The following is a 19795-nucleotide window of genomic DNA, read 5'->3' as shown; positions in this document are numbered from 1 at the left end:
GCTGTCTTGGGCGGTGCCGTCCTGTTATGATGAGCGCCCCCGGCGAACCCCGGGGCAAAAGAAGCCGTATTTAACCACAAGCACGCAGCCGAAACCAAAGGCTGTAAGCCCATCGATTCGAGCATGTCCGAGATCATTCAATTAAGTGCAGAGGTCCCGTCCGAACTGGGGGGGCAACGCCTCGACCAAGTCGCCGCCCAATTGTTCGACGAGTACTCGCGTTCGCGCCTGACTTCGTGGATCAAGGAAGGTCGCTTGACCGTCGATGGTGCGGTACTGCGCCCGCGCGACACCGTCCACAGTGGCTCGGTCCTGGCGCTCGAGGCCGAACAGGAAGCCCAGGGCGAGTGGGAGGCCGAGGACATTGCGCTGGACATCGTCTATGAAGACGATCAGATCCTGGTGATCAACAAACCGGCCGGGCTGGTGGTTCATCCGGCCGCCGGGCATGCCAGTGGCACCTTGCTCAACGCCTTGCTGCACCACGTGCCGGACATCGTCAACGTGCCGCGCGCCGGCATCGTTCATCGTCTGGACAAGGACACCACCGGTCTGATGGTGGTGGCCAAGACCCTGCAGGCGCAGACCAACCTGGTCGATCAGTTGCAGAAGCGCTCGGTGAGCCGCATCTACGAATGCATCGTGGTCGGCGTGGTCACCGCCGGCGGCAAGATCGACGCCCCCATCGGTCGTCATGGCGGCATGCGCCAGCGTATGGCGGTCACCGACGGTGGCAAACCGGCGGTCAGCCACTATCGCGTGCTCAAGCGCTTCCGCTCGCACACCCATGTGCGGGTCAAGCTGGAAACCGGGCGTACCCACCAGATCCGCGTGCACATGGCCCATGTCGGTTTCCCGTTAGTGGGCGACCAGACTTACGGCGGTCGCTTCCGCATTCCGCCGGCGGCCAGTGTGGCGATGGTCGAGGCGGTCAAGCATTTCCCTCGCCAGGCCCTGCATGCGCGCTTCCTGGCGCTGGACCATCCGGCCACGGGTGAGCGCATGGAGTGGAAGTCGCCACTGCCGGATGACTTCATGTGGCTGCTGTCGCTGCTGGACCAGGACCGCGAGAGCTTCATCGGATGAGTGAGCTGACGCACTCGCTGATCAATCCCGACTGGCCGGCCCCGGCCTCGGTTCGCGCTTGCGTCACTACCCGCGATGGCGGCGTCAGTCTGCCGCCCTATGCCACCTTCAATCTGGGCGATCACGTCGGTGACGATCCGGCAGCGGTTGCCGAAAACCGTCGGCGTCTGCGCGACACGCTGGATACCCAACCCGTCTGGCTCCAGCAAGTGCACGGTACGCACGTGGCCGACGCCGACCCCGCTCACGTGGCGCAGGCCGATGCCAGTTGGACCGATCAGCCGGGCATCGCCTGCTGCGTGATGACTGCCGACTGCCTGCCGGTGCTGTTCTGCGACCGTGCCGGTACCCGTGTCGCCGCCGCCCACGCCGGCTGGCGTGGCTTGGCTGGCGGCGTGCTGGAAGCCACCCTCGAGCGCCTGGGGCTGGCGCCTGAGGAGGTGCTGGTGTGGCTCGGGCCGGCAATCGGTCCACACGCCTTCGAAGTCGGTCTGGAGGTGCGCGATGCGTTTACCGACCTCCATCCGCACGCGGCCAGTGCCTTTGTGCCTGGCCAGCGCCCAGACAAACTGGTGGCCGATATCTACGCGCTGGCGCGCATTCGCTTGGCCGCCTGCGGCGTCACTGCCGTATATGGCGGTGGTTTCTGCACGGTTAACGACCCCCGCTTCTTCTCCTATCGCCGTACCCCTCAAGGCGGGCGTTTCGCTTCGTTGGTCTGGTTGGCTGCTCGCTGACTGCGTTGGGTAATGCACCCGCTGTTCTATGACTCGCCATAGATCTCACTGATGCCTGTGAGTCTTGTTGCTTTTTGTCGTAGTCTTTTTCCCAGCAAACGCGTTCATCTGCTTCAAACGCGGGTGAATTGTCGCTAGTCTCGCAGCACATCCGCGCCGTTACCTTCCTGTTCGAACGAGTCGGCCATGACAGATCTGTCCCGCATGCATGGAGTCGCCAGCGAGGCCCAGGGTCTGCGGGATGGGCGTTTCTTTCGCCCACCGCTACCGGAGGGGCATGTGCTGCGTGGCCGTCTGTGCCAGCGGTTGCAGGCCGGGTTGCAGGGGCGTCTGCTGCTGGTGAATGCGCCGGCCGGTTTTGGCAAGAGCTCGTTGGCGATCGAATTCTGCGAGCGTCTGCCGCAGCGCTGGCGCAGTCTATGGCTGGGTCTGAGTGCGCGCGATGCCGAGCCTGGCCGGTTTCTCGAGCGCCTGCTCGAAGGCCTGCAGCAGTGCTGTCCGGCGGTCGGCGGTCAGGCCATGGGTCTGCTGCGCATGCGCCAGCGTCATCAGCCGTTTGCCTATGAAGCGTGGCTGGACGGCCTGCTTGACGAACTGGCCCTGCACCTCGATGCCGAGACGCCGTTGCTGCTGGTGCTGGATGACTATCACCTGGCACAAGGACCGGTGCTCGACCGCTGCCTGCAATTTCTGCTCAATCATCTGCCGTCGGGCTTGACGCTGCTGGTCACCAGCCGTCAGCGGCCGGATTGGCATCTGGCCCGGCTGCGTCTGTCGCGGCAGTTGGTCGAACTCAACGAACAGGACTTGCGCCTGACCCCTGACGAGGCCCTGGCGGTGATTGGGAGGCAGCCCACCGGTCTGCGCGGGCAAGCCTTGGACAACCTGATCCAGCGCAGCGATGGCTGGGTCGCCGGCTTGCGCTTCTGGCAACTGGCGGCCAGCGAGGCAGGCGAAGAACAGGCACTGCCCCAGGCCTTGCATGGCGCCCAGGGCCTGATTCGCGACTACCTGCTAGAGGAGGTGATCGAGATTCTGCCTGCGCAGGTTCAGGCCTTTCTCTACGACACCGCGTGTCAGGAGCGCTTTTGCAGCGACCTGTGCGATGCCCTGCGCGAGCGCCAGGACAGCGCCCAGATCCTCAGCTACCTCCAGGCCCACCAGGTATTTCTGGTGCCATTGGATGAGCACGGACGCTGGTTTCGCTACCACCACCTGTTCTCCGACCTGCTGCGCAGCCGGCAGGTCAGCGACCCTTCGAGCGCCTCGCACCTGCGCGCCTGCCGCTGGTTCGAGCGCCAGGGGCTGCTCGACGAAGCCGTGGAGCAGGCGCTGCGTGCGGGGTCGCTGGAGGCCGCCGCCGAGCTGGTGCAGAGCCTTTCCGAGGAGCAACTGCTGGCCGAGCAGAACGTCGGTATGTTGCTGCGCTGGAAGATGGACCTGCCCGACAGCCTGCTGATCAGCACGCCGCGGTTGATCGTGCTGTACAGCTGGGCGCTGGGTCTGGCTTGCCAGCTCGATGCCGCCGAGGAGCTGGCAGCCCATCTCAGTCGTTTTCTGCCGGCGCCGTCAGCCACTGCGCAAAGGTCCATGCTTGCCCAGTGGCTGGCGCTCAGCGGTGTCATCGCGCGTGGTCGCGGAGATCGTCAGCGCACCCTGGCGTACTGTGAAGAAGCGCTGCACAGCCTGCCGTGCAAACGCTATGGGCAGCGCCTGGTGTGCCTGTCGACGTTGTCCAACCTGGCCATTGCCGATGGCGACTTCTGGCGGGCGCGGGGCTGGAACCGTGAGGCGTTGGAGTTGGCTCAGCGCGTCGGCAACCCCTTGTTCGAAGCGCTGGCGCACTACGACCGCGCCCGTGTGCTGCATGCCCGTGGCCAGGTGCTGCGGGCGTTGGACGAGGTGCAGAGCGGCTTGAAGCGACTGCAGGGGTTGTCGAGCCAGCGTCTGTATGCGGTGCGTGCTCGACTGGTGCTCTACGAAGGCTATCTGCAGGCTTCACGGCTGCAGCCTGAGCAGGGCCGTGTGCGCTTGCGCGCCGGGATCGCCGAGGCGCGCGCCTGTCGCGATATCAGCGTATTGATCGGCCATTGTATGATCGCTTCGCTGGAGGGGCGGGAGGGTCGATTCACCGAGGCCTTTGCCGAACTGGCTGAGGCCGAGCGGCTGATGCATATCTGGGACGTCCCACCGATCTTCTACCTGGCGATGATCACCCTGATCAAATGCGAGCTGTGGCAGGCCCAGGGCCGCACCGACCTGGCCGAGTCCTGGCTGCAACGCCTGGGGCAGACCTACGGCGGTGAACAGGCGGCGGCAGCGCCGGAATTTCACCCCTTGCTGGCGCTGCACATCGACCTGCAACAGGCGTTGCTCGACGCCACCCTTGGGCGTACCGATGTGGCGGAGCAACGCCTGCGGTCGCTGATGAGACAAGGTCAGGACACCGGCGGCTTGATGCTGGTGCTCAGTGCCGCGTGCCAGTTGATCAGCGTGTTATTGGGGCAAGGGCGTGGGCAGGAGGCGTCCGAGGTGGCCGGTCACGCCCTGCTGGCGGCCCGCGGCGGTGCGCTCTATCCCTTTCAGGCGCTGCTCGACGAGCACCCGGCCTGGCTGCGCGAGCTGCTCGATAAACTGCCGGCATGCCCCGTTCAGCGAGGACTGTTGGCGCGCCTGCCGCAGGCGCCTGTTCTGGGTGCGGTCGCCAGCGAGACACTCAGCGGTCGCGAATTGGCGGTTCTGGAACTGATCGCCCAGGGCTGTTCCAACCAGCAGATCAGCGAGCGCCTGTTCATTTCCTTGCACACGGTCAAAACCCACGCCAGTCACATCAACAGCAAGTTGGGCGTGGAGCGGCGTACCCAGGCGGTGGCCAGGGCCAAATCGCTGGGCTTGCTGGCCTAGGTGCGCGCGGCCCGTTAGGATGATGGCTAATAGCTATCCTGCTGGCGTCATCCTCGCCTCATCTTTTCCGACGCACGGCCGATACAGCAAAGCGCCGCAGTCAATTTCCCATTCCCCAATACAGGTTGTGTCGATGCTGCAGTACGGGCAAAAAAGCTTTCTGATCGTCGACGACTACACCGACTTTCGTACCTCCACGCGCTCGATGCTGCGCGAACTTGGCGTGCGCGACGTGGACACCGCCGACAGTGGCGAGCAGGCCCTGCGCATGTGCGCGCAGAAGCGCTACGACTTCGTCCTCCAGGACTTCCACCTGGGCGATGGCAAGAAGAATGGCCAGCAAGTGCTCGAAGACCTGCTGCTGGACAAGCTCATCAGCCATGAGTGCGTGTTCATCATGGTCACGGCCGAGAGCAGTCAGTCCATTGTGCTCAGTGCGCTGGAGCACGAACCCGATGCTTACCTGACCAAACCGTTCAACCGTGTGGGACTGGCCCAGCGCCTGGAGAAACTGACGCAGCGCAAGACGCTGCTCAAGCCGATCCTCCAGGCCCTGGACCGGGGACGGCCGGCCGAAGTGCTGGCCGCCTGTGCGCAGTTGTGCAAGCAGGATCCGCGCTTCGCCCCGCTGTGCCTGCGCTATCGGGCAGACGCGCTGCGCGAGCTCAACCGCTTCGAAGAATTGGAGAAGTTCCTCACCAGTATCCTGGCCAGCCGCCCACAGCCCTGGGCCTATGCCGCCCTGGGCAGTCTGCTGCACAAGCGCGGTCAGCAGGACCAGGCCCAGGGCGTGTACGAGCAGGCCCTGAAGGCCTTCCCGATCATGCCTGCCTTGTACGACGGCATGGCCGAGGTGCTGGTGGCCAAGGGTGAGACCAAGCGTGCCCAGAACATGCTTGAAGAAGCCGTGCGCCTGTCGCCCTTGGCTGTTCGGCGTCAGGCGGCGCTGGGCAAGCTGGCGCTGGACAACGAGGACTTCGAAGGCGCCTCCAAGGCTTACCGACATGCGGTCAGTCAGGGGCAGAGCTCGCGCTACAAGGATGCCGAGAGCAACCTCGGCCTGGCCCAGGCTCTGATGAACAAGAACGTCGGTAATGGCCTGGATGCGCGCACCCGCGTGGAAATCAACAGCGTGCTCAGCGAAGTGGCCAAAGAGAATACCGAGGACCAGGGCTTGCAGGTGCGGGCGCGCCTGATGAAGGCCGCCAGTCTGCAGCAGGCGGGTGATGCGGAGACCGCCGCCAAGCTGACCGAGCAGGCCATGCAGCGGCTGGAGAAGATGGACCAATTCTTCTCGGTCGATGCGGCGCTGACCGTGGCCAGCCAGCTCAATGCGCTGGGCCAGGCGTCGGCCGGCACCTCCATTCTCAAGGGCTGCGTGGAAACCTATGGTGACGATCCGAAGGTGATGCAGAGCGTGGCCAAGGTCACTGACGACCCCACCGTGCTCGGCGCTGTGACCGAAGCCGTCGATCTCAACCGCCAAGGGGTGCGCAGCTACCAGGGCGGTCAATTGAACGAGGCCTTGGAGATGTTCCGCAAGGCACTCTCGCTGCAGCCGAAAAACATCAGTATCGCGCTTAACACCGCCCAGGCGCTGCTGCGCGTGGGCGGTGAAAGCCCGCCGGAGGCGATCATGCAGGAATGCCGCAACTGCCTGAACAGCGTGGCCGGCATCCCGGCCAGCGACAACCGCTTCGATCGCTACCGCAAACTGCATGTACGGGTGTTCGGGGCATGAGCCAGGATGAGCAGGGGCTGGACTTCTCCACGGTGATCGCCTCCACCGTCCATGACATGAAGAACTCGCTGTCGGCGCTGATCCAGGCCCATGACCAGTGGCTGGCGCGCCTGCCCGAAGAGGCGCGCAGCGGGAGCGAACAAGGGGTGATCGAGCATGAGTTCCGCCATCTGAACGGCATGCTGGTGCAGATGCTGGGGCTGTACAAATTGGGCATCAACCAATTGCCCATCTGTCCCGACTATCACGAGCTCGAGGACTTCGTCGAAGCACAGTTGGCGCAGCAGCAGGAGGTCATTCGCCATCGCGACCTGCTGGCCACCTGGCGCATCGACAGCGAAAGCCCGCTGGGTTTCTTCGACCGCGAACTGGTCGCCTCGGTGGTGGGCAATGTGCTGACCAACGCCATTCGCCATGCCGGGCATGCCTTGCTGATCGGCGTCGAGCAGCAGGGCGAACAACTGGTGATCAGCGTCAACGACGACGGCGCCGGATACCCGCCCTACATGCTCGAACGTCAGCACGATTACATCCAGGGCATCGATGGGCGCAGCGGCAGTACCGGACTGGGCCTGTACTTCGCCGCCAGGATCGCCGCGCTGCATGAGCGTGACGGCGTGCGTGGGCGGATCGAGTTGGCCAATGGCGGTGCATTGGGTGGTGGGCTGTTCCGCTTGTACTTGCCCTGAGTGGTCTGTTGCGGTGAGTGTGCTTTCCTGAGTGAAGGTAGGCGTGTTCCGAAGATCCGGTCGCGCCCGCTCTATGAACGGCATTTCATGGAATCTTTGCGCTTCGCTGTGATCCAATCCCAGCAGAAACCTGCCTGCGATCCGCCGCACTTTCCGAACTTCACCAGGAGCTTGTCCATGTTCAACATGCGCCGTCTGATTATCGTCGCTACTACCGCTGCCCTGATGACCGGCTGTGCCGGGCAGAACCCCTACGACAACCAGGGGCAGGCCCAGGGTGACGGTTCCGGGATGAGCAAGACCGCCAAGTATGGTGGTCTGGGCGCCCTGGCCGGTGCGCTGGCCGGTGCCGCCATCGACCACAACCACCGTGGCAAGGGCGCGCTGATCGGTGCTGCCGCCGTGGGCGCCGCCGCCGCCGGCTATGGCTACTATGCCGACAAGCAGGAAGCCGAGCTGCGCGCGCAGATGGCCAATACGGGTGTCGAGGTGCAGCGCCAGGGCGACCAGATCAAGCTGATCATGCCGGGTAACATCACCTTCGCCACCGACTCGGCGAACATCGCCCCCAGCTTCTACACCCCGCTGAACAACCTCGCCAACTCGTTCAAGCAGTTCAACCAGAACACCATCGAAGTGGTCGGCTTCACCGACAGCACCGGCAGCCGCCAGCACAACATGGACCTGTCCCAGCGTCGTGCCCAAGCGGTCAGCACCTACCTGACGTCCCAAGGCGTGGATGCTTCGCGCGTGAGCGTGCGTGGCATGGGCCCGGACCAGCCGATTGCCAGCAACGCCGACGCCAATGGCCGTGCGCAGAACCGTCGCGTCGAGGTCAACCTCAAGCCGATTCCGGGTCAGCAGTATGATCAACAGGGCGCTGGCCAGCAGGGCACTGTCCAGCAGTATCCCTGATCCCAGGAAGGGGCCGCACTGCGGCCCCGATGTCTGATCACCGCACCTGACTGGCCTGGATGGCGGTCAGGGCGATGGTGTGTACGATGTCATCCACCTGTGCGCCGCGCGGCAAATCGTTCACCGGCTTGCGCAACCCCTGCAGCATGGGCCCCAGGCTGACCCCGTCCGTGCTGCGCTGCACGGCTTTGTGGGTGGTGTTGCCGGTGTTCAGGTCGGGGAACACGAACACCGTCGCGCGCCCGGCCACCGCGCTGTTGGGCGCGAGCTGGCGGGCGACCTGCGGGTTGGCCGCTGCGTCGTATTGCAGCGGGCCGTCGATCAGCAGCCCCTGTTCGGTATCCTGGGCCAGGCGCGTGGCCTCCCGCACTTTCTCCACTTCCTCATCGCTCGCCGAATCGCTCGAATAGCTGATCATCGCCACCCGTGGAGCGATACCGAAGGCCTGCGCCGATTCGGCGCTCTGCCGGGCGATCTCGGCCAGCTCGCTGGCGTTGGGGTGCGGGTTCATCACGCAGTCACCGTACACCAGCACCTGCTCGGGAAACAGCATGAAGAACACCGAGGACACCAGGCTGGCGCCGGGCGCGGTCTTGATCAGTTGCAGGGCCGGGCGAATGGTGTTGGCCGTGGAGTGCACCAGGCCCGACACCAGGCCATCGACCTCGTCCAGGGCGAGCATCATGGTGCCGATCACCACCGGATCTTCCAGTTGTTGCTCGGCCATCGGCGCATTGAGGTTCTTGCTTTTGCGCAGGTCGACCATCGGCTGCACGTAGCGCGCGCGAATCAACTCGGGATCGAGTATTTCCAAGTCTGCCGGCAGGCTGATGCCTTGCGCGCGGGCTACGGCCTCGACGTCTTCGGGCTTGGCCAGCAGGACGCAGCGGGCGATGCCACGGGCCTGGCAAATGGCAGCAGCCTGCACCAGCAACGGCTCGGCGCCTTCGGGCAGGACGATGCGCTTGTTGGCCTGCTGTGCGCGCTGGATCAACTGATAGCGGAACACCGCCGGCGACAGCCGCAGTTCACGGGGCGTGCCGCAGCGCTGGTGCAGCCAGGCGGCGTCCAGGCGGCTGGCGACGAAGTCGGTGATGAACTCGGCGCGGTCGCGATCGTCCACCGGGATTTCCCGGTTCAGCGAGTTCAGCAGGTTGGCGGTGTCGTAGGAGCCGGTGCTCACCGACAGAATCGGCAGGCCGGCCTGCAGCGCACCGCGGCACAGGCCGAGAATGCGCGCGTCCGGTTTGCTGTCGCTGGTCAGCAGCAGCCCGGCCAGCGGCACGCCATTGATCGCCGCCAGGCTCACCGCGAGGATGATGTCGTCGCGATCGCCCGGGGTCACCACCAAGGTGCCGGACGTCAGCAGCGGTACGGTATTGGCCACCGTGCGCGCGCAGAGGATGATCTTGTTCATGCGCCGCTGTTCGTAGTCGCCTGCATTGAGCACCTGGGCACCCAGCAGCTCGGCCACGTCACGAGTACGTGGCGCGTTCAGTTCGGGTTGATAGGGAATGCAGCCGAGCAGGCGGAAATCGTCGCCGCGCAGCAGCGGCGAATGCTCGCGCAGGCGAGTGGCGAAGTCGCTCATGCTCTCGTCGGTGCGCACCTTGTTGAGAATGACCCCGAGTACTTTCGGGTCGCGCGGGCCACCGTACATCTGCGCCTGCAATTCGACCCGCCCCGAGAGCTCGCTGAGCACTTCGTTTTCCGGAGCCGATACCAGGATCACCTCAGCGTCCAGGCTCTTGGCCAAGTGCAGGTTGACCCGCGCCGCGTAGCTGGCGTGGCGAGTCGGCACCATGCCTTCGACCACCACCACGTCATTGCCGACGCAGGCCTGCTGGTACAGGCGGATGATCTGCTCGAGCAGTTCGTCGAGCTGGCCGTCGCCGAGCATGCGTTCGACCTGAGCCAGGCTCAGCGGCGTCGGTGGCTTGATGCCGTGGGTGCGGGCAACCAGTTCGGTGGAGCGTTCCGGGCCGGTGTCACCGGGGTGCGGCTGGGCGATCGGCTTGAAGAACCCGACCTTGAGCCCGCCGCGCTCGAGCGTGCGCACCAGGCCCAGGCTGATGGAGGTCAGGCCGACCCCGAAGTCGGTCGGTGCGATGAAAAATGTCTGCATGCGTGGCGTCTCGAATGAGCGGTGCAAGGAATCAACGGTCAAGGGTAGCGCCATCAGCCCCTCTCGCGCACCAGCCGCAGGTGAAGACCTGGCCGACACGGGCGGCGCGCTGCTCTGGGTCGAGCACCCAGGCTCGGTTCTGCCAGGGCGGCTGATGGCGCAGGTGCTGGGTATGGCCGCAGGAAAGTGCCACCACCCAATGGCCGTTCTCGTCTTGCTGGAAGCCGACGATCCGACTGATGGGGCGTTCCCCCTCGGCTGCGCGTTCGCATTCGGGCGAACCCTTCGTTACACTTGTGCGCTCTACATTCTTTTGCAAAAGGTCTTGCCCCATGCTGATCGCCGCCAACAAGGCAGTCTCCATCGACTATACCCTGACCAACGACGCCGGGGAGACCATCGACAGCTCCGCCGGTGGCGCGCCGCTGGTCTACCTGCACGGTGCCGCCAACATCATTCCGGGCCTGGAAAAGGCGCTGGAAGGCAAGCAGGCTGGTGATGAACTCACCGTTGCCATCGAGCCGGAAGAGGCCTACGGCGAGTACATGGCCGAGCTGGTCAGCACCCTGAACCGCAGCATGTTCGAAGGCGTCGACCAACTGGAAGTCGGCATGCAGTTCCACGCTTCGGCGCCGGACGGCCAGATGCAGATCGTTACCATCCGTGACCTCGACGGCGACGACGTCACCGTCGATGGCAACCACCCGCTGGCCGGCCAGCGCCTGAACTTCAAGGTCAAGGTGGTCAATGTGCGTGATGCCAGCGAGGAAGAACTCGCCCATGGCCACGTGCACGGCGAAGGTGGCCATCAGCACTGATTTCTCAGCTAAGCTCTGAGAGTCGTCAGGCGCTCGGGCAAGCCGACCCGCCCCTACGGGAGGGTATACGGCTTGGTCGAGCGCCTTTTTAGTGGGCGCCATTCGCCCCAACGGCCATCGGTCACCTGAGAGGGAAATCAACATGAGTGCATTTCACGGCCTGACGCTGAAGTCGCTCGACGGCGAAGACTTGCCTCTGGCGCCGTTCAAGGGGCAAGTCGTGCTGGTGGTGAACGTCGCCTCCAAGTGCGGCCTGACGCCCCAGTACGCGACACTGGAGAAGCTGTACCAGCAATTCAAGGATCGGGGCTTCGCTGTGCTCGGCTTGCCTTGCAACCAGTTTGCCGGACAGGAGCCAGGGTCGGCGCAGGAGATCCAGGCGTTCTGCAGCCTGAACTACGGGGTCAGTTTCCCGCTCAGTGCCAAGCTTGAGGTCAATGGGCCCGAGCGTCACCCGCTGTACCGGCTACTGGCGGGCGAGGGCGCCGAATTTCCGGGGGACATCACCTGGAATTTCGAGAAGTTTCTGGTCGGCAAGGACGGCCGTGTGCTGGCGCGTTTCGCCCCGCGCATCGCGCCGGACGAGCCAAGCGTGCTACAGGCGATCGAGAAGGCGCTCGGCTGATCGCGCCGACCAGGCTGACGCTCAGTTGTTCGAGGCAGTCGAACCGGGCTTGATCGCCAGCGGCTTGATTGCCCGGGCATCGTGGGTGGTACTTGCCGCGCAGGCGGCATACAGATGACCTTCGAATTGCTCGACGATCGTCTGCCACCCTTGGCGGCTGGCGTGCTGGCGCGCATTGAGGCGCACGCGTCGCAGGGTTTCGTCGTCCTCGAGCAGCCAGCAAGCGGCGTCGATGAACGCCGGTTGATCGCCCGGCATGGCCAGCGCGCCGCTATGACCGTGGCGAATATGCTGGGCCGCGGCGGCTTCGTCGTAGGCGACCACCGCCAGGCCCGAGGCCAGCGCTTCAAGCACCACGTTGCCGAAGGTTTCAGTCAGGCTGGGAAACAGGAACAGGTCGCCACTGGCGTAATGCTGAGCCAGCACTTCGCCGCGTTGCGCGCCGCAGAAGATCGCCTCGGGCATCTGCTGTTGCAACTGCGCACGCTGCGGCCCGTCGCCCACCACGATCAGGCGCAGGTTTCGCTGTGGATGGGCCTGTTGCAGGGCGCGTAGGCAGGGTTGCAGCAGGGCCAGGTTCTTTTCCGCCGCCAGCCGCCCGACATGCAGCACCGCGATATCGTCTGCCGCCAACCCCCAGTGATCACGCAGCGCTTGGTCGCGCTTTGCCGGATTGAACAATTGCCCATCGACGCCGCGAGCCATCAATGCCAGACGCTCGAAGCCGCGCCGTTCCAGCTCCAGGCGCTGGCTGGCGCTGGGCACCAGAGTGGTGGCCGTGCGCCGATGGAACCAGCGCAGGTAATGCGTGAGCAGGCGGGCCAGCAGGCCCAGGCCGTACTGCCCGGAATACTGCGGGAAATTGGTGTGGAAGCCGCTGACCACGGCGATGCCCAGGCGTCGGGCCGCACGCAGGGCGCTAAGGCCCAGTGGGCCTTCGGTGGCGATGTACAGCACGTCCGGACGCTGCCGCCGCCAGCGCCGCCACAATTTGTGCATCGACACTTCGCCCCATTGCAGTCCCGGGTAGCCCGGCAGCGGCCAGCCACGGCACAGCAGCAGGCTATCGTCGGCGTTGGTGGCCATTTCGCCGGCCTGGCGCGGACGCACCACCTCGACCAGATGCCCCCGCAGACGCAGGCCATCGCTGAGCCGGCCCAGGGTGTTGGCCACGCCGTTTATCTCGGGTGGAAAGGTCTCGCTGACCAGGGTGACGCGTAGCGGCGGTGTATTCATGTGAAAAATTTTCCGCCTGCTTGATTGCCGTCATGTGACATAAAAATGATGGCCTTATGACGCCTGTTTTCCGGCACTTTTCCGCTGCGCAATTATTTGTTTTTCGGCGGTTCAAGACTGTCTTGTCTCCGCCGATGAAGATGCCATTGGCGGGCGCGTGCGCTCGGGGAGAGCGGTGATGTTCAATAGCAAACTGAAGCAAGAAATCCAGCAACTGCGCGAGGAGCTGCAATCCATCGAGCAGATCAAGAACAGCCTCGACAGCGAAATGCTCGTGCTGCAACTCGACCCCAAAGGGCGCATCGAGTCGGCCAACGGCAATTTCGAGAAGGAGATGCTCTACACCCGCGATCGCCTGATCGGCCGCAACATCGAGGACATCGTTCCCGAGCATGTGAAGTCGCTGGATTTCTATCAGCGCATGAAGACCGCCATCACCCGTGGCGAGCACCTGAACGGCGCCTTCCGTCTGCTGCGAGGCAACGGTGAGGAGGCTTGGCTGCGCTCGATCCTGCAACCGGTCAAGGGCACCGACGGGCGCATCCAGTGCTTCAGCCTGCATTCGAGCGACCTGACGCGTACCATCAAGACGTCGCGTGAGCACGAAAGCCTGATCAAGGCATTGATGCGCTCCACGGCAGTCATCGAGTTCAATCTCGACGGCATCGTGCTCACTGCCAACGACCGTTTCCTGCACGCGATGGGCTACAGCCTCGAGCAGATCCGCGGCAAGCATCACCGCCTGTTCTGCGAACCCGAGGAAGCCAATTCGGCGGCCTACCAGCAATTCTGGGACAAGCTGCGCCGCGGTGAATTCGTGGTCGAGCGCTTCAAGCGCATCGACGCCCACGGGCGGGTGGTCTGGCTGGAGGCGTCTTACAACCCGATCATCGATGCCCATGATGTGCTGTACAAGGTGGTCAAGTTCGCCACCGTGATCACCGATCAGGTGAATCAGGAGATGGCCGTGGCGCGGGCCGCCGACATGGCCTACGGCACCTCCCAGGACACCGATGCCGCCGCGCGCAAGGCGACCGAGGTGGTGACCCAGACCGTCGAGGTGATGCGTGGCCTGGAGCGCTCCATGCAGGAGGCGGCCGAAGGCATTCAGGCGCTGGACAAGCAGTCGAAAGTGATCGGTTCGATCATCAAGACCATCAGCGACATCGCCGGGCAGACCAACTTGTTGGCGCTCAACGCGGCAATCGAAGCGGCGCGCGCTGGCGAGCAGGGCAGGGGCTTTGCCGTGGTCGCCGACGAGGTCCGCCAACTGGCCTCGCGTACCAGCAGCGCCACCGAGGAAATCGCCCGCGTGGTGCAGCAGAACGAGCAGTTGGCCCAGGCGGCGGTGGACATCATCGACACCAGCAAGCGTCAGGCCGAGCAAGGCCTGACACTGGCCGATGAGACCGGCCAGGTGATCGTGGAGATTCAGGATGGGGCGCGGCAAGTGGTCAGCGCGGTGGGGCAGTTTTCCAATCAGTTGAGCCACTGACCGCACTACCCCTGGTGAGCGGGCGACGGATCAGCGTGGGCGATCGCGCTCGCGCACCCAGAACACCGTCGCCCCCGCCACTGCCGCCGGCATCATCAAGACGTTCACGCCCGGAACCAACAGCGCCAGGTAGGTGATGCCGCCAAAACCCAGGCTCTGCCAGCGCTTCTGGCGCAGCCAGGCGAGCATGTCCTGCCAGCTCATCTTGTTGTTGTCCGCCGGGTAGTCGATGTACTGGATGGCCATCATCCACACACCGAATACCAGCCACAGCGGCGCGGCGACCACGTTCACCACCGGAATCAGCGACAGGATGAACAGTCCGATGGCCCGTGGCAGGAAATAGCCGAGCTTGCGCATCTCGCGGCCAAGCGTGCGCGGCACCATGGCCATCAGCTCGCCCCAACTGAACGCCGGGAAGTGGTCTTCGCCACGTACCACCACCTCGACCTTCTCGGCCAGGAAGCCGTTGAACGGTGCAGCGATGATGTTGGCCAGCAGGGTGAAGGTGAAGAACACCATCAGGACCACCAGCACGACGAACAGTGGCCAGAGAATGTAGGTGAGAAAGCTCAACCAACTGGGCAGGGTCGGCATCAGTGTGTCGACCCACAGGCTGAACTGATGGCCGGCGAAGTAGATCAGGCCGCCGAACAGCAGGATGTTGATCGCCAGCGGCAGCAGCACGAACAGGCGCAGACTGGGGCTCAGAACCAGCTTCAGGCCTTCGCGCAGGTACTGCGGGCCGGACAGGACGGGGGCTTGCATCGAATGGCTCCACGGAAGGGAAAACGCGCTGACCTTACCGAGTTTGCGGCGTCCGCGAAAGACGCGACACCCTCTGTAACAAAGCTGAGCGACAGTACCGGCAACGACGGCGCGTGCGCATAGAGCCTGCCTATGAGGTGGATTGTCGAAGGATATTTCCTTACTCTTTGCCACCTCGCTACAGTGCGTTCACTTTCTTTACGCCACGAAACGCCGCGAGCCCTCTGTGGGAGGTGGCCCCCAGGTTTTCGGACCTGCGCGTAGTAGCCTTCCCCAAGTGCTGCGCAGGTCCTTTTTCATTTCCAGCCGGCTTTGCCGGCACAGCGGTGTCGGCCTGTTCAGGCCGGCTCGACAGGAGCACGCCATGTCCGAAGTTCGTCATTCCCGCGTCATCATCCTCGGTTCCGGTCCTGCCGGTTACAGTGCTGCGGTGTACGCGGCCCGTGCCAACCTCAAGCCGCTGCTGATCACCGGCATGCAGGCCGGCGGCCAACTGACCACCACCACCGAAGTGGACAACTGGCCGGGCGACCCCCATGGCCTGACCGGCCCTGCGCTGATGCAGCGCATGCAGGAGCACGCGGAACGCTTCGAGACCGAGATCGTTTTCGATCACATCAATGCCGTCGACCTGGCCAACAAGCCGTTCACCCTACGCGGTGACAGCGGCACCTACACGTGCGACGCGCTGATCGTCGCCACCGGCGCCAGCGCGCGCTACCTGGGCCTGCCGTCGGAAGAAACCTTCATGGGCAAGGGCGTGTCGGCCTGCGCGACCTGCGACGGTTTCTTCTATCGCAACAAGCCGGTCGCCGTGGTCGGTGGCGGCAACACCGCGGTGGAAGAGGCACTGTACCTGGCCAACATCGCCAGCAAAGTGACCCTGGTGCACCGCCGCGATACCTTCCGCGCCGAGAAGATCCTGATCGACAAGCTGCACGCTCGTGTGGCCGAGGGCAAGATCGAACTCAAGCTCAACGCCACCCTGGACGAAGTGCTCGGCGACAACATGGGCGTGACCGGCGCGCGCCTGAAGAACAACGATGGCAGCAGCGACGAGATCAAGGTCGATGGCGTGTTCATCGCCATCGGTCATACCCCGAACACGTCGCTGTTCGAAGGGCAACTGACGCTCAAGGATGGTTACCTGGTGGTCAGCGGCGGTCGCGAAGGCAATGCCACTGCCACCAATGTCGCCGGTGTGTTCGCGGCGGGCGACGTGGCTGACCATGTGTACCGTCAGGCCATCACGTCGGCGGGTGCCGGCTGCATGGCCGCGCTGGATGTGGAGCGTTATCTGGACGGCCTGGCCAACGCGTCGTTCTGATAAAAGGCGCGGCGCGCAACGCGCCGCGTTTGCGATCGCTGGGCCACGACAGCAGCCCGGCGATCCACCTGAACGGGCCGCAGTTACAGGCTCAATCGCATCGACAGATCCACCGCCTTCACATCCTTGGTCATCGCGCCGATGGAGATGTAGTCCACGCCGGTTTCAGCGATCACCCGCAGCGTACTTTCGTTGACCCCACCGCTGGCCTCCAGCTTGGCTTTGCCTGCGTTCAGGCGCACGGCTTCACGCATCTCGTCCAGGCTCAGCTCGTCGAGCATCACGATATCTGCGCCCGCTGCCAGCGCCTGATGCAGTTCGTCCAGGCTTTCCACCTCGATCTCCACCGGCTTGCCGGGCGCAATGCGCCGTGCGGCTGCGACGGCTTCGGCCACGCCGCCACAGGCTGCAATGTGGTTCTCCTTGATCAGGAAGGCGTCGAACAGGCCGATGCGGTGGTTGTCGCAACCGCCGCAGGTCACGGCGTATTTCTGTGCCAGGCGTAGGCCGGGCAGGGTCTTGCGGGTATCGAGCAGCCGCACCTGGGTGCCTTCGACCAGGTTGGCCAGAAAGCGTGCGCGGGTCGCCACGCCTGAGAGCATTTGCAGGAAATTCAACGCCGAACGCTCGCCAGTGAGCAGCGAGCGCGCCGGTCCTTCGAGATGAAACAGCGCCTGGTCGGCTTCAGCCTGCTCACCGTCGACCACGCGCCAGTGCACGGCTACGCGCGGATCGAGCTGGCGGAACACCGCGTCGACCCAGGCGGTACCGGCGATCACGCAGCGCTCGCGGGTGATGACGGTGGCCTTGGCCAACCGCTCGGCAGGGATCAGCTGGGCGGTGATGTCGCCGCTGCCGACGTCTTCGAGCAGTGCACGGCGCACGTTGGCTTCGATTTCGGCGGTGAGGTCGGCGAGACGTAGGTTCGGCATGGTCGGCTCCACAAGCAAAGTGGCGCCGATTATAGGGCAGGGGACCACGCTTTACAGCCGTGCAAGCCGATGTCGATAACTGTGCACCGGGTCGCGTACTCGGCAGGGCGTGTTGGCAGCTGTCATCTTTTTCATCAATAATGACGCCTTGTATTTGACGTCATCGCTTTGACGAATCGAATTTGACTGTCGATCAGTACCCAGCAAGGAGTTCGGGATGCGCGATGAAGGCAGGGTGGGCCCCTTCGGGGTGACCCTCGACAGCAGGCGGCCAGCGCCCTTGCCTGGCCTTCCCATGGTCCTCCTGCAAGTGCGTGACAAAGCCGCGTTGCACTTGCGCCAGGGGCTCCAGGCGTTGTTCGACAACGCCGACGACACCCTCTTCGAGATGGCCGACAAGGCCGGCGGTGGCGATCCGCAGCACCTGTATTTCGAAGCCATGCGCGATCTGCGGCTCAAGCGTAAAAGTATCGAGCGCGCCTTTCTCGACACCCTTCACGACACCTTCCTGCAACTCGGTCAGATCGACCCGCTGGGAAACTTCGACCTGGCCATCGGCAAATCTTCGCGCGAGCGCACCTTGGCAGTGGGGGCGATGGTCGAGCGCGTGCTGGCGCGCGATGGGTTCGCCCTGGAACAACTGAGCCAGCGTTTCACCGCGCTGCTCGACCGGCCCGTGCAGGTGCACGGCAATCCCCTCGGGCCTGCCTGTCTGTGTCGCTATTTTCTCGATGCGGGCCGCGAGCTGGGCGTGGGCCTGCGGGTCAAACTGATCCTGCTGCAACTGTTCGAGCGCTACGTGCTGCGCGATGTCGATGTGCTGTACGCCCAGGCCAACCAATTGCTGGCCGCCGCCGGCGTGCTTGGGCATCTGGCGCCGGGGCCGCGTCGGCGCGTCGAGGATCGGGCGCTGGTCGGACGCTGCGGTCCGACCTCTTTGATTGGCGGGCCTGACCTGGATGCCGACCGCGCCGGACAGGCCTTCTTCGCGTCGCTGCAGGACCTGCTGGCGCCCCGTCGCGGTCGCCTCGCCCCACGCGTACAGAGCGTGGCGGCGGCACAGGCGATCGGTACTGCGGACCTGTTGCGCCTGCTCACGCACTTGCAGCACTACCTGCCGGAACCGGTCGAGGCCGATGATTTCGATCTCGGCCAGCAACTGGAGCAACTGCTGCTGCGCATTGGCGTACGCAGTGGCACCCGGCGGCGCCTGGCCACGGACGATGAAGACTTGATCAACCTCATCGGACTGTTGTTCGATCATGTCCGTCGCGACGACAACCTGCCCGAAGCCCTGCGGGCGCTGCTGGTCCGTCTGCACCTTCCCCTGCTCAAGGTGGCCTTGCTGGACAAAAGTCTGTTCAGCCGCACCAGTCATCCCGCGCGTCGGCTGCTCAACGAAATCGCCGCCATGGCCATCGACTGGGAGGGCGCCGGCGAGGCGCTGCATGCGCGGATGGAACGTGTCATCCAGCGCCTGCTCAGCGATTTCGACGACGACCTGCAGGTCGTTAACGATGTGCTCGAGGAGTTCCTGCAGTTCAGCGCAGAAGAGCGTCGGCGCAGCGAGTTGCTGGAACAGCGCACCCGTGATGCCGAACAGGGGCGGGCGCGTGCGTTGCAGGCGCGTCGACAGGTCCAGTTGGAACTCGACCGCCGCTTGCGCGGGCGCCTGGTGCCACGCGTGGTGCAGACCATGCTGATGGAGTGCTGGAGTCAGGTGTTGTTGCTCGCCTGGCTCAAGCATGGCGAAGGCTCGCAAGCCTGGGAGCACGGCCTGGCGACACTGGACGCCTTGCTCGAGAGCATCACCGTGCGGCCCCAGCCCCCGGCGCGCCAACGTTTGATCGAGCAGTTGCCTGGCCTGCTCAAGGCCTTGCGCGATGGCCTGGCCGGGGTGGTGCTGGACTCGGCCGTACAACGGGCGTTCTTCATGGAGTTGGAGCGTCTGCACCTGCGCGCTTGCGCCGAGCCCGGTCAATGGCAGGGCGAGATCGACGAGGTCCGGATACGTGAGCCGATCATCCTGGCCATCGCCGAGGAGCCGGCCGGCAGTTGCGTACCGCCGTTGGCGGCGCACAGCCTGCAGTTGCAGCAGGTCAGGCGCCTGCGCCTGGGCACGTGGGTCGAGTTGCATGACGAAGATGAGCCGCTGCGCTGCAAGTTGGTGGCACGCGTCGAAGGGAGCGATCGGCTGGTCTTCGCCAATCGCACCGGCATGAAAGTGCGCGAATGGAGCAGCGCTGGCCTGGCCCTGGCGCTGCGCCGAGGCGAGGCGCGGGTGCTGGATGACGGCTTGCTGTTCGAGCGCGCCTTGGAGGCCGTGCTGGAGGAGCTGCGTTCAGCCGAAGTGCGTTGAGCCGGGGCTATCATTCACATGCACGCGTCATCTGGCCG

At 64.5% G+C, this 19795-nt stretch carries 16 protein-coding genes and 1 pseudogene; 12 read left to right on the top strand and 5 right to left on the bottom strand.

Annotated elements, in window-relative coordinates; genetic code table 11:
* Nucleotides 1-123: 123 nt before the first annotated feature.
* From rluD to ACK2SD_RS20600, 6 genes are all read left to right on the top strand, one after another.
* On the top strand, nucleotides 124-1086 hold the full coding sequence (gene rluD, locus ACK2SD_RS20625) for a 23S rRNA pseudouridine(1911/1915/1917) synthase RluD (protein WP_029614586.1): 963 nt from the start codon (nucleotides 124-126) through the stop codon (nucleotides 1084-1086).
* Complete coding sequence (pgeF, locus tag ACK2SD_RS20620) at nucleotides 1083-1823, top strand: peptidoglycan editing factor PgeF (protein ID WP_412460714.1); 741 nt, start codon at nucleotides 1083-1085, stop codon at nucleotides 1821-1823. The genes rluD and pgeF overlap by 4 nt, the downstream gene beginning before the upstream one ends.
* 186 nt (nucleotides 1824-2009) lie before the next feature.
* Nucleotides 2010-4727, top strand: coding sequence for a LuxR C-terminal-related transcriptional regulator (locus ACK2SD_RS20615; protein WP_412460713.1), 2718 nt, complete (start codon nucleotides 2010-2012; stop codon nucleotides 4725-4727).
* Nucleotides 4728-4860: 133 nt separating this feature from the next.
* Nucleotides 4861-6468, top strand: a complete 1608-nt coding sequence (locus tag ACK2SD_RS20610) for a response regulator (protein ID WP_412460712.1) — start codon at nucleotides 4861-4863, stop codon at nucleotides 6466-6468.
* Nucleotides 6465-7157 carry a sensor histidine kinase gene (locus tag ACK2SD_RS20605; protein ID WP_029614588.1) on the top strand — a complete coding sequence of 231 codons (693 nt, stop codon included), beginning with the start codon at nucleotides 6465-6467 and terminating at the stop codon, nucleotides 7155-7157. The genes ACK2SD_RS20610 and ACK2SD_RS20605 overlap by 4 nt, the downstream gene beginning before the upstream one ends.
* Before the next feature lie 177 nt (nucleotides 7158-7334).
* Nucleotides 7335-8072, top strand: coding sequence for an OmpA family protein (locus ACK2SD_RS20600; protein ID WP_039575305.1), 738 nt, complete (start codon nucleotides 7335-7337; stop codon nucleotides 8070-8072).
* Nucleotides 8073-8109: 37 nt separating this feature from the next.
* Here ACK2SD_RS20600 and pta read toward each other — a convergent pair whose 3' ends face one another.
* Together pta and ACK2SD_RS20590 are read right to left on the bottom strand one after the other, a co-directional pair.
* Entirely contained in the window at nucleotides 8110-10197 is a 2088-nt protein-coding gene (pta, locus tag ACK2SD_RS20595) for a phosphate acetyltransferase (RefSeq protein WP_295488054.1), read from the bottom strand.
* Nucleotides 10198-10228: 31 nt separating this feature from the next.
* Nucleotides 10229-10531 carry a DUF3565 domain-containing protein gene (locus ACK2SD_RS20590; protein ID WP_412462347.1) on the bottom strand — a complete coding sequence of 101 codons (303 nt, stop codon included), beginning with the start codon at nucleotides 10529-10531 and terminating at the stop codon, nucleotides 10229-10231.
* Here ACK2SD_RS20590 and ACK2SD_RS20585 point away from each other — a divergent pair.
* On the top strand, nucleotides 10530-11015 hold the full coding sequence (locus ACK2SD_RS20585; RefSeq protein WP_039575313.1) for an FKBP-type peptidyl-prolyl cis-trans isomerase: 486 nt from the start codon (nucleotides 10530-10532) through the stop codon (nucleotides 11013-11015). The genes ACK2SD_RS20590 and ACK2SD_RS20585 overlap by 2 nt on opposite strands.
* A 142-nt stretch (nucleotides 11016-11157) precedes the next feature.
* The gene (locus ACK2SD_RS20580; protein WP_029614589.1) at nucleotides 11158-11640 is read left to right on the top strand and encodes a glutathione peroxidase; all 483 of its coding nucleotides are present in this window, start codon (nucleotides 11158-11160) and stop codon (nucleotides 11638-11640) included.
* 21 nt (nucleotides 11641-11661) lie between these two features.
* Here ACK2SD_RS20580 and ACK2SD_RS20575 read toward each other — a convergent pair whose 3' ends face one another.
* Complete coding sequence (locus tag ACK2SD_RS20575) at nucleotides 11662-12876, bottom strand: glycosyltransferase family 4 protein (protein ID WP_412460711.1); 1215 nt, start codon at nucleotides 12874-12876, stop codon at nucleotides 11662-11664.
* Between the two features lie 178 nt (nucleotides 12877-13054).
* Between ACK2SD_RS20575 and ACK2SD_RS20570 the strand changes: the two are divergent.
* Nucleotides 13055-13777 (top strand): annotated as a pseudogene (locus tag ACK2SD_RS20570) (PAS domain-containing protein); the annotation flags it as partial.
* 60 nt (nucleotides 13778-13837) lie between these two features.
* Nucleotides 13838-14371 carry a methyl-accepting chemotaxis protein gene (locus tag ACK2SD_RS20565; protein WP_412462346.1) on the top strand — a complete coding sequence of 178 codons (534 nt, stop codon included), beginning with the start codon at nucleotides 13838-13840 and terminating at the stop codon, nucleotides 14369-14371.
* Nucleotides 14372-14401: 30 nt separating this feature from the next.
* On the opposite strand, the gene cysZ is transcribed toward ACK2SD_RS20565, so the two are convergent.
* A complete protein-coding gene (gene cysZ / locus ACK2SD_RS20560) occupies nucleotides 14402-15139 on the bottom strand; it encodes a sulfate transporter CysZ (RefSeq protein ID WP_295486550.1) in 738 nt (245 codons plus the stop codon).
* Nucleotides 15140-15503: 364 nt separating this feature from the next.
* On the opposite strand from cysZ, the gene trxB reads away from it, so the two are divergent.
* On the top strand, nucleotides 15504-16466 hold the full coding sequence (trxB, locus tag ACK2SD_RS20555; RefSeq protein ID WP_039575324.1) for a thioredoxin-disulfide reductase: 963 nt from the start codon (nucleotides 15504-15506) through the stop codon (nucleotides 16464-16466).
* An 83-nt stretch (nucleotides 16467-16549) separates the two neighbouring features.
* Here trxB and nadC read toward each other — a convergent pair whose 3' ends face one another.
* Nucleotides 16550-17398: a carboxylating nicotinate-nucleotide diphosphorylase gene (gene nadC / locus ACK2SD_RS20550; RefSeq protein WP_304484718.1), complete on the bottom strand. Its 849-nt coding sequence runs from the start codon at nucleotides 17396-17398 to the stop codon at nucleotides 16550-16552.
* A gap of 217 nt (nucleotides 17399-17615) precedes the next feature.
* Here nadC and ACK2SD_RS20545 point away from each other — a divergent pair, with 217 nt between their 5' ends.
* Nucleotides 17616-19757, top strand: coding sequence for a DUF1631 domain-containing protein (locus ACK2SD_RS20545; RefSeq protein ID WP_412460710.1), 2142 nt, complete (start codon nucleotides 17616-17618; stop codon nucleotides 19755-19757).
* Nucleotides 19758-19795 lie beyond the last annotated feature (38 nt).

Source organism: Pseudomonas sp. SC11 (assembly GCF_047039205.1).
Taxonomy (GTDB): domain Bacteria; phylum Pseudomonadota; class Gammaproteobacteria; order Pseudomonadales; family Pseudomonadaceae; genus Aquipseudomonas; species Aquipseudomonas boreofloridensis.
The sequence above is the reverse complement of the archived record's forward strand: the minus strand, read 5'-3'. Positions and strand labels throughout refer to the sequence as shown.